Source organism: Actinomadura decatromicini, from assembly GCF_008121305.1.
Lineage (GTDB): Bacteria > Actinomycetota > Actinomycetes > Streptosporangiales > Streptosporangiaceae > Spirillospora > Spirillospora syzygii.
In genome coordinates, this window is the sequence record NZ_VSRQ01000005.1 from 208,933 (window position 1) to 224,256 (window position 15,324).

Below are 15,324 nucleotides of genomic sequence, written 5' to 3' on the forward strand. Positions count from 1 at the left end.
GAATGCCCGCCGAACTGGACGGCGCGACCGTCGAGGTGATCCGCAACTACCTGGTGTCGGTCGGGGAGCAGATGCGCCGGACGCTCGTCCGCGCCGCGTTCAACCCGGTGATCTACGAGGTGCTGGACTTCGGCATCTCGATCTACGACGGCGACCTCGAACTGATGGCGGAGGCCGCCGGGATCACCTCGTTCCTCGGCGCGAACGACCACGCGATCGTCAAGGGCGTCGAGTACGTGGGCAAGGAGAACCTCGCGCCGGGCGACGTCTACCTGCTCAACTACCCGTACTGGTCCGGCGCGCACTCCTACGACGCGATGCTGTTCGCCCCGGTGTTCCGGGACGGCGGCGACGCCCCGTCCGCGTACCTGGCCGTCCGGGCGCACTGGATGGACCTCGGCGCGAAGGCGCCCGGATACGTCCTCGACTCGACCGACATGCACCAGGAAGGGCTGATCTTCCCGGGCACGCGGATCGTCCACAAGGGCGAGGTCGTCCGGGACATCGTCGAGCTGATCCGCTTCAACTCGCGCCTGCCCGACCTGACGATCGGCGACTTCCACGCGCAGCTCGCCGCGCTCCGCACCGGGGAGAACCGGCTCGCGCAGGTGTGGGAGAAGTTCGGCGGCGAGACCGTCGACCAGGCCGTCAAGCAGATCATCGAGCACGGCGAGCGCGTCGCCCGCAAGGCCGTCGCCGCCCTCCCGGACGGCACCTGGACGGCCGCCGACTACTGCGACGACGACGGCATCACCGACGACCTGATCCGCATGGAGGTCAAGGTCACGATCGACGGCGACCGGATGGAGGTCGACTTCAACGGCTCCGACGGCGCCGTCCTCGGCCCGGTGAACCTGCCGATCGGCGCGACGGAGAGCCTCGCCAAGTCGACGTTCAAGGAGCTGACGACGCCGGACGAGCCGTCCAACGCGGGCCACTACCGGGCCCTCACCGTGACGGCCGACCCGGGCAACTTCTTCCACGCGCAGTACCCGGTGGCGACGTTCACGCAGTGGAGCGGCATCGTCGCGTTCGAGCTGATCCACAAGGCGCTCGCCGGGGTGCTCGACTCGATCCCGGCGTCGTCCGGCGGCGACGAGCCCGGCTTCATGGCGCTCGGCCACGACCCGCGCACCGGCGAGGACTTCGTCATCAGCAACAACGAGGGCATCGGCTGGGGCGCGCGGCGCGACCGGGACGGCGCGAACGCGCAGCAGCACCCGTCGCAGAGCGTCGTCCGGAACACGCCGATCGAGGTGCTGGAGCACAAGTCGACCGTGTTCCACGAGCGCCTCGAACTGATCCCGGACTCCGGCGGGGCCGGGACGTTCCGCGGCGGCGTCGGCGTCCTGCGCGAGGTCCGCTACCTCGCGGACGGCGAGGTCCTGTCGATGAAGAAGAAGAGCAAGACCAGGCCGTGGGCGCTGGAGGGCGGCCACGAGCCCGAGCCCAGCGGCATGACGCTGTGGCCCGGCACCGACCGCGAGAAGCGCGTCGGCATGTACCGGGCCGCGATGCGGGCGGGCGACCGGTTCGTCAACCGCACCGCCGGCGGCGGCGGCTTCGGCGACCCGCTGGACCGCGACCCGGCCGCCGTCGTCGCCGACGTCCTCGACGGCTACGTCACCGCCGCGGCCGCCGAACGCGACTACGGCCTGGTCGTCGCCCCCGACGGCTCCCACACCGAGACCCCCGCCAGGGCCGAGCGCCGCCGCGTCCGCGACGGCGCCGAACGGCACGACACCTGACCCGTCCGCCCCCGGACACGTCCACGATTAGGAGACGACCGTGCTCCACGACACATCGGCCAAGAGGACCAGGTGGTTCCCCGGCCCACGGCCGGCCCGGCTGACCGCCGTGCTCGCGGCGGCGGCGATCGCCGCCGCGGCCTGCGGCGGATCGAGCGGCGGAGGCTCCGGCGAGCGCGCGCAGACGCTCATCGTCGCCGAGAACGAGCCGCCCGCGACCTTCGACCCGGCCCAGGCCGACAACTCCACGGTGGACGAGGTCGTCCGCCCCGCCTACGACACGCTCGTCAAGTACGGCGCGGGCAACAAGATCGAGCCCAGCGTCGCGACGGAGTGGAAGGTGGCCGCCGACGGCAAGTCCATCGACCTGACGCTGCGCGGCGACGTCACCTTCCACGACGGCGCGAAGCTCACCGCCGCGGACGTCCAGTACAGCCTGGACCGGATCAAGAAGCTGAAGGTGGGCGTCGCGTCCCTCATCAGCACCTACGAGTCGTCGAAGGTGCTCGACGATACGCACCTCACGATCACGATGAGCCGGTCCTACGCGCCGATGGTCGCCGCGCTGACCCGCGTCTACATCCTGAACTCGAAGCTGGTCGAGTCGCACAAGGGCAGCGACGACGGGCAGAAGTGGCTCGCCACGGCGGACGCGGGCTCCGGCCCGTACAAGCTGACCGGATACACGGCCAACCAGGAGGCGAAGTACGCGCAGTACGGCAAGTACTGGGGCGGCTTCAACGGGCAGGCGAAGAACGTCGTCTTCCGGTACCTGCCGCAGGCCGCGACGCAGAAGAGCGCCCTGCTCGCCGGTGACATCGACATCGCGATGGACATCGACCCCAACGACTGGGCGTCCTTCGAGGGCAACGGCGGCTACAAGGTCGACAAGGCGGACACGAACGTCCAGCTCTACGTGTTCTTCAAGATGAAGGGCTCGCAGGTCGAGAACAAGGCGCTGCGCGAGGCGATCGCGTCCGCGTACCAGTACGACCAGCACATCTCGTCCATCCTCAAGGGGGCCGGGAAGAAGGCGGTCGGCGTGGTGCCGTCCACCATGCAGTGCTTCGACGCCGCGACGCCGCAGCCCGGCTACGACGTGGCGAAGGCGAAGAGCGCGCTCCAGTCGGCGGGCCTGTCGAACGTCTCGCTGACGATGACGTACCTGAAGGCGACGGCCGAGATGGAGCAGGCGGCGACGCTGTTCCAGTCCGACCTGGCGAAGATCGGCGTGAAGCTGAAGCTGGAGGCCATCACCTACCCCGAGTACGTGCAGCGGCTGAAGACGAACAAGACCACGCCGGACCTCGGCATGATCTACGCCTTCCCGCCGAACCCCGACCCGGACTCGGTGCTGTACCAGCTGTTCGACTCCCGGTTCATCAACAACGGGCAGAACAACGGCGGCTACGACAACCCGAAGGTCGACGAGCTGGTCGAGAAGGCCCAGACGGTCACCGACGAGAACGAGCGGTGCGGCCTGTACAAGCAGGCGCAGACGCTCATCGCCGGTGACGTCGCGTCGGTCAACATGTCCAACCCGCAGTACGTGACCGTCCTGCGCAAGGGCGTGGAGGGCTACGCCTACCAGCCGTCCCACCACCAGACCGTCGACGTCTACGGCGTCAAGGTCGGCTGACGAGGGGAGGCACGGCAATGGCGCGTTTCCTGCTCAGACGGCTCGTCACCAGCGTCGTCGTGCTGTTCGGCCTGGGCGTCGTCACGTTCCTGATGTCCCAGGTGCTGCCCGGGGACCCGGCGCGGGCCGCGGCGGGACGCAACGCGACCGCCGAGCAGGTCGCCGCGGTCTCCGCGCGGCTCGGCCTCGACAAGCCCGTGTGGGAGCAGTTCCCGGCGTACCTCGGGAACCTCCTGCACGGCGACCTCGGCACATCGGTGTTCACCCAGCGTCCGGTGCTGAGCGACATCGGCGACGCGCTGCCGTCGTCGCTGGAGCTGGTGCTCGCCGCGATGTTGATCAACGTGGCGGTCGCGGTGCCGCTCGGCGTGTACGCCGCCTACCGGCGGGGGCGCGCCGCCGACGTCGCCGCGCGGCTGATCGTGCTGTTCGGCGCGGGTGTCCCGGTGTTCTGGCTGGGGCTGATGCTCCAGCTCGTGTTCGCCGACCGGCTCGGCGCGCTGCCGCTCACCGGGCAGCTCGGGTTCGGCCGGGAGGTGCCGTCCATCACCGGCATGACCTCGGTGGACGCCCTGCTCAGCGGCGACCCGGCGGCGTTCTCGGACGCCGTGTCGCACCTGGTCCTGCCCGCGGTGACGCTCGCGGCGGCGTTCGTCGCGGTCGTCGCCCGGACGGTCCGGTCGTCGATGATCAGCGTGCTGGACTCGGACTACATCACGCTCGCCCGCGCGACCGGGGCGTCGGAGTGGCGGGTGGTGATCAGGCACGGGCTGCGGAACGCGCTCGTCCCGGTCAGCACCATCCTCGGCATGCAGCTCGGCTGGATGCTCGGCTCCACCGTCCTGGTCGAGTCGGTGTTCGGACGGCGGGGGATCGGGGCGTACGCGGTCAACGCCGTCCTGCAGAACGACCTGTACGCGGTGATCGGCACCGTCCTCGTGATCGGAGTGGTGTTCGTGCTGGCCAACATCGTCGTGGACGTCGTCCAGCTCTGGCTCAACCCGAGGCTCCGGCAGCCCGGCGGGTCGCGCGCGTCGGCCGCCGTCCCGGCGGCGGAGCCCGTCGAGCCGGGCGTCGTGGAAGGGGCGGCGACATGAAGACCGCCGTCGCGGACACCGTGGAACGCGGCCCGGCCGTGCTTCGTCGCCGACGGTTCGCGCCCGCCGGGCGGGCCTCGATCGTCGATCGGGTCGCCTTGGCGATCGCGGGTCTGATGGTGCTGATCGCGCTGGTCGGCCCGCTGCTCGCGCCGCACGACCCGTACTCGGTGAACCTCGGGCAGGCGCTGCACGCGCCGTCCGCCGACCACTGGTTCGGGACGGACGCGAACGGCCGCGACATCTTCAGCCGCGTCCTGTACGGGGCGCGGGTGTCGCTGCTCGCGACCGTCATCGTGATCGCCGTCGCGACCCTGATCGGCACGATCGTCGGGACGCTCGCCGCGCTCGGCGGCCGCGTCGCCGACGAGGTCCTGATGCGGATCTGCGACATCGGCCTGTCGCTGCCCGCGATCATCCTGGCGCTCGGCCTCGCCGCCGCGCTCGGCCCCGGGCTGCGCTCGGCGGTGATCGCGCTGTGCCTCACCTGGTGGCCGGGGTACGCGCGGCTCGTCCGGACGCTCGTCCGCGACGTCAGGGACGCCGAGTACGTCGAGGCCGCCCGCACGCTCGGGGTGTCCACGCCGCGCCTGGTGTTCCGGCACGTGCTGCCGAACTCGCTCGACACCCTCTACGTGCAGACGACGCTGGACGTGTCGGCGGTCATGCTCGTGATCTCCGGGCTGTCGTTCGTCGGGGTCGGCGCGCAGGTGCCGTCCGCCGAATGGGGCGCGATGATCGCGGGCGCGGCCGGGAACCTGACGAACGGCTGGTGGGCCGTCGTCTTCCCGGGCCTCGCGATCATGCTCACCGCGGTCTCGTTCAACCTCGTGGGGGACTGGCTGCGCGTCCGCAACGACCCGACGCTGCGAGGGAGGCGGTCATGACCCCGCTGCTGGAGCTGGACGACCTGCACGCCTCCTTCCCCGGACCGGACGGCCCGGTGGAGGTGCTGGGCGGGGTGACCATGTCGGTCGCGGCCGGGGAGAAGGTCGCACTGGTCGGCGAGTCGGGATCGGGCAAGTCGGTGACGGCGCGGGCGGTGCTGCGGCTTGACCGCGACGCCTCGCTGTCGGGTCGGGTTCTTCTGGACGGCAAGGACCTGCTCGGGCTTTCCGAGCGGGCGATGCGGGACGTCCGCGGCGCCCGGATCGGGCTCGTCTTCCAGGACCCGCTCGCCTCCCTCAACCCGGTGATGACGATCGGCTGGCAGATCATGCAGCCGCTCCTCATCCGCGGCGTGAAGAAGAAGGAGGCGCGGCGGCGCGGCGTCGACCTGCTCGGCCGCCTCGGCGTCCGCGACGCCGACCGGCGCTTCGACGACTACCCGCACCAGTTCTCGGGCGGGATGCGGCAGCGCGTCGTCATCGCCATCGCGGTGATCGCCGAGCCCGCGCTGCTGATCGCGGACGAGCCGACCACGGCTCTGGACGTCCGCGTCCAGGCCCAGGTGCTCACGCTGCTGCGCGAACTGGCGGCGGAACGGTCGATGTCGGTGCTGCTGATCACCCACGACCTGGGGATCGTGGCGGGCTTCGCCGACCGCGTCGTCGTCATGCGCCACGGCGCGCCCGTCGAACAGGGCGTGGTGGACGACATCTACGCCCGTCCGCAACATCCGTACACGCGCGGCCTCCTCGCCTCGGTGCCCCGAATAGACGATGACCCGTCCCGCCGCCTGAGCACCGTCGACGAGGCGGCACTGGAAGGGGAGACCCTATGACTGCTGTCTCTGGGGTTAGCGCTTTGAGCGTGCGGAATCTCGTGAAGAGTTTCGGCGGACGGCCCGTCGTGAAGGGCGTCTCGTTCGACCTGGCGCCCGGCGAGGTGCTCGGGCTGGTCGGCGAGTCGGGCTCCGGGAAGTCGACGGTCGCGCGCTGCGTCGCCCGGCTGACCAAGCCCGACTCCGGCGAGATCAAGCTCGGCGGACGGGACGTCCTCGGCGCGTCGCGGCGCGAGCTGCGCACCCTCCGCCGCGACATGCAGATGGTCTTCCAGGACCCGTACTCGTCGCTGAACCCGCGGATGACGGCGGGCGCGCTGATCGAGGAGGGCCTGCTCGTCCACGGCATCGAGCCGGACCGCCGCAAGCGCCGCGACCGTGCCGCCGCCCTGCTGGAGACGGTCGGGCTGTCGGCCGCCGACGCGGACCGGCACCCGCGCTCGTTCTCCGGCGGCCAGCGGCAGCGCATCGCCATCGCCCGCGCCCTCGCCGTCGAGCCGAAGGTGCTGATCTGCGACGAGGTGGTGTCGTCGCTGGACGTGTCCGTCCAGGCGCAGGTGCTCAACCTCTTCCGCGACCTGCGCGAACGGCTCGACCTGTCCATCCTGTTCATCGCGCACGACCTCGCCGTCGTGCACTACCTGTGCGACCGGGTCGCGGTGCTCGACCAGGGCTCGCTGGTCGAGATCGGTCCTTGCGGAGAGATCTACCGGCGGCCCACCCACCCCTACACGCGCTCGCTGCTGGACGCCGTCCCGGTCCCCGACCCGGCGGCCGAACGCGCCCGGCAAGCGGTCTGACGAGGAAAGGCACCATGGAGAACCTGCGGATGTTCGTGAACGGGCAGGCCATGTCCGGCGGCTCGCTGAACGGGGCGCTGAGCGGCGCCGAGTTCCTCGGCCCGGCGGAGACGGCGCCCCGGTACCGGTTCTACTCCGTCCGGGACGAGTTCCCGGGCCTGCACCCGGTGCCGTCCGGCGGACGGTCCGTGCCCGGCGAGCTGTACGCCGTCACCTACGAGATCCTCCGCGACCACCTGCTGCCCGGCGAGCCGCCCGAGCTGGAGCTCGGCGTGATCGAACTCGCGGACGGCTCCGGCACCCTCTGCATGCGGATGCGCGCCGAGTCGCTCACCCTGCCCGGCGTCACGGACATCAGCGACGCGGGCGGCTGGCGCGCCCACCTGGCGGCCCGGTGACCGCCGACGTCGTCGTCCGAGGCGGGACGGTCGTCGAAGCCGGCTGGTCGGGCCCCGCCGACGTGGTGATTTCGGACGGCCGCGTCACCGCGCTTGCCGCCCCCGGCACGGCCCCCGCCGCCGATACCGTCATCGACGCGACCGGCCGCCTGGTCATGCCGGGCGGAGTCGACCCGCACTGCCACGTCGGCTTCACGTCCGGCGAGTTCACCTCGCTGGACGACTACCGCCAGTGCACCACCGCCGCCGTCTTCGGCGGCACGACCACCATCGTGGACTTCGCGATCCCGCGTCCCGGCGAGAACCCGGCCGACGTCGCCTACGCGCAACGCGCGAAAGCCACCCAGGGCCTCTGCGACAGCGCCCTGCACGCCTGCGTGGTCGAATGGGACGACACCGTCCCCGACCAACTCGCCGCCCTGGTCAACGACGGAATTTCCACCGTCAAGATGTTCACCACCTACCGCGGCGAGACGATGGCCGACGAGGACACCGTCCTCCGTACCATGACCGAACTGGCCCGCCTCGGCGGCATGGTCGTCATCCACTGCGAGGCCGACCACATAGTCGGCGACGCCCAACGCCGCTGCGCGGCCACCGACCACATCGGCGCGGCGAACATGGCCGCAACCCGTCCTGACCTAGCTGAAACAGCCTCCGTAGCCGAAATCCTGGCCATCGCAGAAGCAGTAGATGCCCCGGTGTACTTCGTCCACCAATCCACAGCCGAAGCCGTGGAACTGGTAGCCGCCGCCCGCCGCCGAGGCGTCCGCGCCTACAGCGAAACAGTGGCGCACCACCTGGTCCTGGACGACTCCGCCTACAACGGCGCTCACCCAGAACGCTACGTCTGCTGCCCGCCCCTACGCTCATCTACCCAGGTCAAAGCACTAGGCCGCCACCTGTTCACCGGCGAGGTAACAACAATTGGCAGCGACCACTGCTGCTACGACACGGCCCAAAAGGAATCCCGCGCCACCGACGTCCGCGCGATGCCGAACGGCCTCCCCGGCGTAGAAACCCGCCTCCCGGTCATCTTCTCCGAATACGTCGTGGGCCAGGGCCTCCCCGCAACCCGCTTCGTAGAACTGACGTCCACCAACCCGGCCCGCACAAACGGCCTCTACCCCCGCAAGGGCACCCTCCTCCCCGGCGCCGACGCGGACATAGCCATCTGGAACCCCACAACAGAATGGCAAATTACGTCTACGGACCTGCACATGGCCACCGACTACACCCCCTACGAGGGAATGCAGATAACCGGCCGCCCAGAAACCGTCCTAGTACGCGGCCGAGCAGTAGTCGACAACAACACCCTCCAAGACCCAACCCCCCAAGGCCGTCACCTAAAAGCCGGACCCGTCGTTTGAGACCGCGCTAATCGGCGGGCGCGACCCGTGGCCCGTCCGGCCCGCTGGCTCGATGGGGCCACTTCGCGGAGTCGTCACGACGCAGCCGCGAGACCTCTTCCATGCGGTCACCTGGGATGATGACCTGCGTGACGTCCACGGCCTTCTCGTCCTTGGCGCTGTAGCTGATGCGGACGACCTCCCAAACGGGCAGCTCGGCCGGGATGAGCAACAGCTTGGCCTCATCGAGGGTCGGCATCCGCACACGCCGCCGCTCAAGCCATTCCAACGGCCCATGACCCTTGCCTTCAATCGCGTCGATCCAGGCTCCCGGCCCCGTCCCATAAGGCTCTTTGACTTCTGGGACCTCATCGGAGATTCGCGGATGTATCCACGAGGTCGAGATCTGAAAGGCCGGTTCACCCTCCGGGCCGGTCACCCGCAGCCGTCTCATGACCATCTCCCCGACCGGCACGTTCAGCAGATGGGCAAGCCGAGCGTCATTAATGGGGGCTTTGCGGACGTCGGGCTTCCCGTGGTGAGTCCAAATCTCGTTGCCCATGGCGGCGGGGAAGCTGTAGCCGCCCGCGAACTCCTCCCCGTCCCGCCGGTGCCTGGTGTTCCGCTTCACGAGATCGGTGCGCATGATGGTCTTGCGATGCTTGGGGCGGACGACCGTCCCACGCCGGGGCACTGAGACCAGGCGGCCTTGCTTCGCCAGCTTTCCGACCGCGCGAGCGACCGCGTTGCGGCTGGCGCCGTAGTGCTCGGCAAGCTTCTCCATCGGCGGCAGAGTGTCGCCCGACTGCCACTCACCCGCGTCAATACGCCGCAGCAGGTCGTCGGCGATCTCGTTGTACCGCGCTGACCCCACGCGCTCATCTCCTCTTGCCGGGCCGATTTGTTGAAGTAATCGACTCGGAAGCTCCCGCTTGCCGACCTTGGAGGCGTACCCGCCATGTCAGATATGACCCTTGTGCCCGCCTTCGGGCAGAGTCGTGCGAGTGCGAGCTGCGCCACCATGGCCGGTCGTGACGCTCGCGTCGAACGGCACCCACATCGTCAGGCCCGGATGAGCAACCCGTGCGGCAGCGGAGAGCCCCCGCCCCCGCATGAGGGCGGGGGCTCTTGGCTGCGGGCTATCGGAGCGCGTCCCGTTCCCGGCGGGCCTCGTCGCGCTCGAAGGTGAGCATGGTGATCTCCTCGGCGACGCGGTCGAGGAAGGCGTCGACCTGTTCCAGGCTGTACCCGGTCGCCAGCCGGGTGGTGGCGAAGCCAGCCTTCATGACGTCGGCGGCGGTGAGCCGGTTGACGTCGGGCACGGCCGCGTGGCGGGCCTTGGCTGGGTCGCCCGTCGCGCCGAGTGTTTCGGCGATCATCGTCACCTTGTCGGTCAGGGCGTCCAGCCTGGCGAGGACGTCTGCGTCGTGGGTCATGCCACCCGTCCTAGCACCCGAGCCCTGCGGCCGGGACGAGTTCGACGTCACCGGCTGCACGTCATCTCGGCCAGGTAGAAGCCGGTGCCGGGCGAGCGCGTGGCCGTCTGAAGAGTCCACGCGGTGCCGCTGAGCAGGTGGCGCAGTTCGTCGGGGCTGAGCAGCAGCCGGTCGAACCACTCCGACGTCCAGGTCTTGTAGCGGACTCGCATCCGGACCTGGCCGGGCAACCGGCCGTGCTCCCGGTTGCGCTGGTGGTAGGTGCGGTGCTCGGGGGCGGCGGTGTGCGGGTCGTGCCCGATCGCCAGCAGCCGTGCGCCCTGCCGGGCCAGCCGGGTCAGGCTGTCCAGGACGTCGGGCGCCTGCTCGCGGCTGCCCAGTAAGCCGAGGTTGCCGCCGAGCATGAGCAGCGTGTCGAAGGTGCCGACGTCGCCGGGCTGGGTCACGGTTCCGATGCGGACGTCCAGGCCCTGCTCGCGGGCGACCGCGACCGCACCGGGCGAGGGATCGATCCCGACGGTCTCGTGGTCGCCGGTCAGGGCGAGCATGTGGCGGCCCGCCGCGCAGCCGATGTCCAGCACGCGGCCGGTCGCGAGCGCGACGGCTTGGCGCTCGACGGGGAGCCACTCGTCCGGGCGGGTGAAGTACCGGTAGGCGTCTTCGATGCTGACGAAGCCGTCGTCGCGTTCGATAATCTGCAGGTGGGTGCCGCGCCGGGGACCGGCGGCGTGCGCGTCGCGCAGCAGCGCGCCGTACCCGTCGTCGGGGGTCGCGTCGTGCGGTGGCTTGCCGGTCGGCGTGCATGCGGTCTCGTTCATGGGCTCCTCCAGCGCGCAAGGTGGGGACCGCGGCCCGGGTGCGCGCCTGTTGCCCCCCGGGCCGCGGGCTTCTAGGGCCGCGCGGTGACGGCCGGGATCAGGGCGGCGAGCATCTCGGCGGCGCGGCGGGCGGCGTCCTCGGGGGCGGCGGGGAGGATCGCGCCGTAGCCGTCGTCGGGCGTCCAGCGGCGGTAGGTCTGGCCGTCCCAGCCGAGGATCAGCGGTCCCCGGTTGCGGTAGGTGACGTGCACGCGGGTCAGTCCGTCGTCCTTGTCGCGGACGGCGGAGACTGAGACCTGCGGGGCGATGCGGCGGACGGCCGCGTCGAGCCGTTCGGCGGGACCGAACATCTCGTTCATGCCTCCGGCGGCGGCGAGTCGGGCGAGGTGTTCGCCGTCGCAGCAGCACACGGTGGGGCAGGTGCAGTCGCAGCCTGCGGGGCAGCCGCAGAACTGCTCGTCGTAGGGCGGGGTGTTGTTGCAGCAGTCCACAGAACTGCCTTTCTGGTCGGTGGGTGAGCGCGTCTACCGGTGGCGTGGACGGTTCACTCGGCGGTCGGGGCGGGGTCGAGCGGCGCGCCGAGCGTCCGGGCGATGCGGGCGGCGGCCTCACTCGGGTCGCTGCCGAGGCGGGCGCCGATGCCCGGGCCGCTGTCCCAGCGGTAGGTTTCGAGGCTGGCGTCCCAGATGATGCGGCGGGGGCCGCTCGACCCGTAGCTGACGCGCATGTACCGCGTCGGCTCGGCGCTCTCCACCCCGCCCTGGCCCTTCGCCGCCGAGAGGGGGCCGGGGTGGACGCGGGCCGCCTCCACCTGCGGCGCGCGGGCCCGAACGGCCTCATAGAGCGAATCGACCTGCCCGTAGAGCTGCATCGGTCTTCCTCTTCTCGTTTGATCTTCGGATGTGCTGGGTGGGAAGGGTGGCGCGGCCGGGACAGGGGGCGTTGTCGACCGGCCGCGCCGCCCTGGCTCAGCGGCGCGAGTCCCGCGCCGTGTCGTGCGGTGGGACGTCGACCTTCATCCCGGGGTCGTTGCGCCAAGCGCGGCCCGGCTCGGCCATCCGCCGGGCCAGTTCCTCACCCGCCACGCGCAACTCCTCGGCGATCCGGGACGAGATGCACGTCCAGGCCAGCTCGCCCCACTGCTCGTGCTCGACCACCCAGCCGCCGTCCCGCTGGGAGACCGCGCGCCACGAGCCGTCCGGCAGCTCGTACACCTCGAACCCGGCGATCGCGCGCTCGGCCTCACGCGCGCGGCGTGGGCCGGTCACCGCTCAGCCTCCTCGCCGACCCCGACCCCGGCCTCGAACCCCGGCAGCCGCAACAGCAGCAGCGCCAACTCCTTCGGGTCGTTGCCGTACACCTCACCGACCGCAGCGGGCCGATCGAGGTAGTCGACGTAGTTGCGCTGCGCGTGCCACATCGGCTGGGACTCGCGCACCTCGAACGCCCACTCGGGGAACCACTTGCGCAGGTCGGTCAACTGCTCGATGCGCTCGACGTAAGGCAGCGCGTGCTTGGTGGACGCGAGCGACGCCAAGTCGATGGCCTGAGCCATGAGGCGGCGCAGGTGTCCGGGGAGCTTGGCCTCGGCGACCGAGTGCCCACCGGTCCACTTGTCCGACGGCTCGCGGATGGCCAGCCACGGGACCGGCCGGGTCTGGTCGTGCTCGATCTGCCAGCCCGGGTTCTCCGCGCGGAGCCGGGCCACCTTCTCCGATATCGTCATCGTCAGCCGGACCTCCATTGTCCGGTCAGGCCCCGGAGTTCCTGGCGCGCGAACGCCAGCCGGGGCCGTCCTGTAGGGCATGGTGCGTCATGACCGCTCGACCTGCCCGGCGTCGAGCTGGCTCTCGAACCGCCCTTCGCACGCCACGGTGGCCTCCGCCGCATCCCGCTCGGCGGCGTCAGCGATCCGGTGGGCATCCTGAGCCGCCTGGCGGAACTGGGCCACTACCCGCTGGCACTCGGTCCTGGTCATAGGTCCGCAGCGAACCGCAAGACCGCGCGCCGCTGTAAGGCGTGGGGCAGGGGCAGGTGCGCGCACAGGGGGGGTCTGGGCGTGAACGGGGGGCGTGCGACGCTTGCGAAGACTCGGACACACACAGTTAGTCATGTCACACTGAAAGTCATCGCCGGATGCAGAGCGCAGGCAGGACTCAATGGGCAGACAGCCGCACGCCAATCACCAGTTCGCCACGCTGCTCGATGAGGCTGGATTCTCCCGGAAGGGCATGGCCGATCGCGTCGTCCGGCTCGCAAGGCTGCGCGGCGTCCGGGATCTGCACTACAACCACAGCAGCGTGGCCCGGTGGCTTCGTGGCGAACAGCCCCGCCATCCCGTCCCAGAACTCATCGCCGAGATCTTCACGATCGAACTGGGGCGCCGGGTCACGGTGGTCGACCTCGGCATGAAGGCCCTCAAGCTTCCGCCCCGTCTCGGCTTGGATCTTCCCACGAGCCAGAGCGGCAGTGTGCAGGCCGTCGCCACACTGTGGCGGGCGGACATCGAGCAGCAGCGCACCCTGGTCTCATCCGATTTCGACCATGGCGCCTTCTCCGTCGCCGCGCTGCGCTGGTTCACCGGTCCGTGGGACCCGGCGCCGCCCCCGGCGACCGGTCGCCGAATCGGCTTCGCCGACATTGAGGAGATCCGACAGGTCACCAGCGCGTTCCGCATCTTGGACAACCGGCTCGGTGGCGGCCACGTCCGCTCGCCGGTGGTCGAGTACCTGCACACCCATGTCGGTCCGCTGCTGCGGGACGGGCGCGCCACCCAGCAGGTCCGTCAGGAGTTATTCGCCGCCGCGGCCGACCTGACCAAGCTGGCGGCATGGCTCTACCACGACCTGGACCGGCAGGGTATCGCCCAGCGATACCTGATTCAGGCCCTGGCCATGGCCCGCCATGCCGACGACCACGGCCTCGGCGCCGAGATCCTCGCCGCCATGAGCCAACAGGCGCACTATGTCGCCCAGGCAGGCCAGGCCGTAGACATGGCCCGCACCGCCCAGGCCGCCGCGCGCCGCGCAGGGCTGCCGGTCCTGATGACCGAGTGCGAGGTGATGGAGGCGCACGGGTACGCCGCGCAGGAGGGAGGCGCGCGGGCGTGCGCGCGGGCGCTGACACGCGCCGAGGCCGGCTACGACCGCGCCACCACCGCGGAGCGGCCGCCGTGGTTGGACTACTTCGACGAAGCGTATTTCGCGGCCAAGATTGCGCACTGCTTCCGCGACCTCGGCCGACCCGTCGAGGTCGAGGAGTACGCGCGCAAGTCGCTGCGAATGGACCCGACCTACCGGCGCGGCAAGACGTTCAACATCGCGATCTTGGCGATGTCCCTGGCCGAGCAGGGGCGCCTGGAAGAGGCGGTCGAGGAGGGGCGCACGGCAGTGGATATGGCCGCTGGGCTCACCTCGGCGCGGGTCTACCGCTACATCCGCGATGTGCTGGGAGCACTGGGTCCCCACGCCGGCGAGCGGGACGTGGCAGAGTTCATGGACTACGCCGAGGAGCGGCTTCCCGCACTGCGCGTGCGTGCAGCACGGCCATGATGGTCGCTCCCCCGACGATCTCGCCGCGCTCGATGAGCCGCTGAGCCTCGTCCAGCGGCACCCACCGGACGGCCTCGGCCTCGTCCACGTGCGGCCGTCCGACCAGGTCGGCGCCGTAGGCCACGTAGAGATCCTGGGGCGCGTCAGCCGATCCGACCATCGGCTGGAAGGTGAACAGATGCTTCACGCTGCGGGGCCGCCAGCCGGTCTCCTCCTCAGCCTCCCGGACGGCGGTGGCGGCCGGGTCCTCTCCGGGATCGGCGTACCCGCCGGGAACCTCCCAGTCCCACCGGTCGATGATGAACCTGTGCCGCCAGATCAGCAGGATCTTCTCGCCAGCCTCATCCAGGACGGCGGTCATCACGCAACGGGGAAGGCGAACGACGTACTGATCGAACTCGACGCCGTTGGGCAGTTCGACGCTGGCCACCGACAGGCGGATGTGCGGATTCTCGTCGACCACCCGTTCACCGTGGATGATCCACTTGGTGTGCTCGGCAGGAGTACGGGTCACGGCCTTGACCGTATCGCTCGCAACCGCCCCCAGGCCCCCGTCCTCGTAGCGGAGCGGACGCCATCACACGAGATGGCAGGGGGACTAGCGGGAGCGCATCCCCAAGAGTTCCCGAAGCCTTCCCGGCCGGGCACATCCAGGACGCGGCTGGTTGCTGTCGTCATGCCGCGACGCCGAGGCGGCGGCCGACCGGTTGGACCAAATGTTGAAGTACCGGATGTATCCCAACACCGAATGGACCTGACCGCGTC

Annotated in this window: 18 protein-coding genes; 9 read left to right on the top strand and 9 right to left on the bottom strand. The window is 70.4% G+C overall.

The features are described from left to right. Positions 1 to 2 precede the first annotated feature (2 nt). From FXF68_RS23665 to hydA, 8 genes are read left to right on the top strand one after another with little or no spacing between them, the layout of a single operon-like run. Positions 3 to 1,748, top strand: coding sequence for a hydantoinase B/oxoprolinase family protein (locus FXF68_RS23665; RefSeq protein WP_148762755.1), 1,746 nt, complete (start codon positions 3 to 5; stop codon positions 1,746 to 1,748). Positions 1,749 to 1,788: 40 nt separating this feature from the next. Beyond that, entirely contained in the window at positions 1,789 to 3,387 is a 1,599-nt protein-coding gene (locus FXF68_RS23670) for an ABC transporter substrate-binding protein (protein WP_148762757.1), read from the top strand. 17 nt (positions 3,388 to 3,404) lie between these two features. Continuing rightward, positions 3,405 to 4,484 (top strand): ABC transporter permease, encoded by a 1,080-nt coding sequence (locus tag FXF68_RS23675; RefSeq protein WP_148762758.1) that lies wholly within the window; start codon positions 3,405 to 3,407, stop codon positions 4,482 to 4,484. Beyond that, positions 4,481 to 5,371: an ABC transporter permease gene (locus FXF68_RS23680; RefSeq protein ID WP_148762760.1), complete on the top strand. Its 891-nt coding sequence runs from the start codon at positions 4,481 to 4,483 to the stop codon at positions 5,369 to 5,371. Before FXF68_RS23675 ends, FXF68_RS23680 begins: the two co-directional genes overlap by 4 nt. Then, the gene (locus FXF68_RS44015; protein WP_148762762.1) at positions 5,368 to 6,207 is read left to right on the top strand and encodes an ABC transporter ATP-binding protein; all 840 of its coding nucleotides are present in this window, start codon (positions 5,368 to 5,370) and stop codon (positions 6,205 to 6,207) included. The genes FXF68_RS23680 and FXF68_RS44015 overlap by 4 nt, the downstream gene beginning before the upstream one ends. Positions 6,208 to 6,236: 29 nt before the next feature. Then, positions 6,237 to 7,007, top strand: a complete 771-nt coding sequence (locus FXF68_RS44020) for an ATP-binding cassette domain-containing protein (protein WP_246178907.1) — start codon at positions 6,237 to 6,239, stop codon at positions 7,005 to 7,007. 14 nt (positions 7,008 to 7,021) lie between these two features. Beyond that, positions 7,022 to 7,405: an allophanate hydrolase-related protein gene (locus tag FXF68_RS23695; RefSeq protein ID WP_148347969.1), complete on the top strand. Its 384-nt coding sequence runs from the start codon at positions 7,022 to 7,024 to the stop codon at positions 7,403 to 7,405. Further along, positions 7,402 to 8,775: a dihydropyrimidinase gene (gene hydA, locus FXF68_RS23700; RefSeq protein ID WP_148762767.1), complete on the top strand. Its 1,374-nt coding sequence runs from the start codon at positions 7,402 to 7,404 to the stop codon at positions 8,773 to 8,775. The genes FXF68_RS23695 and hydA overlap by 4 nt, the downstream gene beginning before the upstream one ends. Before the next feature lie 7 nt (positions 8,776 to 8,782). On the opposite strand, the gene FXF68_RS23705 is transcribed toward hydA, so the two are convergent. The 8 genes from FXF68_RS23705 to FXF68_RS42510 form a co-directional block, all read right to left on the bottom strand. Continuing rightward, entirely contained in the window at positions 8,783 to 9,628 is an 846-nt protein-coding gene (locus FXF68_RS23705) for a GntR family transcriptional regulator (RefSeq protein ID WP_148762769.1), read from the bottom strand. Positions 9,629 to 9,893: 265 nt separating this feature from the next. Then, a complete protein-coding gene (locus tag FXF68_RS23710; RefSeq protein WP_148762771.1) occupies positions 9,894 to 10,190 on the bottom strand; it encodes a DivIVA domain-containing protein in 297 nt (98 codons plus the stop codon). 47 nt (positions 10,191 to 10,237) lie between these two features. Next, positions 10,238 to 11,008: a class I SAM-dependent methyltransferase gene (locus FXF68_RS23715; RefSeq protein WP_148762773.1), complete on the bottom strand. Its 771-nt coding sequence runs from the start codon at positions 11,006 to 11,008 to the stop codon at positions 10,238 to 10,240. Positions 11,009 to 11,079: 71 nt separating this feature from the next. Then, a complete protein-coding gene (locus tag FXF68_RS23720) occupies positions 11,080 to 11,499 on the bottom strand; it encodes a hypothetical protein (RefSeq protein WP_148762775.1) in 420 nt (139 codons plus the stop codon). Positions 11,500 to 11,552: 53 nt separating this feature from the next. Continuing rightward, positions 11,553 to 11,879: a hypothetical protein gene (locus FXF68_RS23725; RefSeq protein WP_148762777.1), complete on the bottom strand. Its 327-nt coding sequence runs from the start codon at positions 11,877 to 11,879 to the stop codon at positions 11,553 to 11,555. Positions 11,880 to 11,976: 97 nt separating this feature from the next. Next, on the bottom strand, positions 11,977 to 12,276 hold the full coding sequence (locus tag FXF68_RS23730; protein ID WP_148762779.1) for a hypothetical protein: 300 nt from the start codon (positions 12,274 to 12,276) through the stop codon (positions 11,977 to 11,979). Next, positions 12,273 to 12,734: a hypothetical protein gene (locus FXF68_RS23735; RefSeq protein ID WP_148762781.1), complete on the bottom strand. Its 462-nt coding sequence runs from the start codon at positions 12,732 to 12,734 to the stop codon at positions 12,273 to 12,275. Before FXF68_RS23735 ends, FXF68_RS23730 begins: the two co-directional genes overlap by 4 nt. Before the next feature lie 87 nt (positions 12,735 to 12,821). Beyond that, positions 12,822 to 12,986 carry a hypothetical protein gene (locus FXF68_RS42510; protein WP_187438073.1) on the bottom strand — a complete coding sequence of 55 codons (165 nt, stop codon included), beginning with the start codon at positions 12,984 to 12,986 and terminating at the stop codon, positions 12,822 to 12,824. Between the two features lie 181 nt (positions 12,987 to 13,167). Here FXF68_RS42510 and FXF68_RS23740 point away from each other — a divergent pair, with 181 nt between their 5' ends. Continuing rightward, positions 13,168 to 14,559 carry an NsdA family TPR-like regulatory protein gene (locus tag FXF68_RS23740; RefSeq protein ID WP_222870058.1) on the top strand — a complete coding sequence of 464 codons (1,392 nt, stop codon included), beginning with the start codon at positions 13,168 to 13,170 and terminating at the stop codon, positions 14,557 to 14,559. Here FXF68_RS23740 and FXF68_RS23745 read toward each other — a convergent pair. Next, positions 14,501 to 15,073 carry an NUDIX hydrolase gene (locus FXF68_RS23745; RefSeq protein ID WP_148762783.1) on the bottom strand — a complete coding sequence of 191 codons (573 nt, stop codon included), beginning with the start codon at positions 15,071 to 15,073 and terminating at the stop codon, positions 14,501 to 14,503. The two genes, FXF68_RS23740 and FXF68_RS23745, sit on opposite strands and share 59 nt — an antisense overlap. Positions 15,074 to 15,324 lie beyond the last annotated feature (251 nt).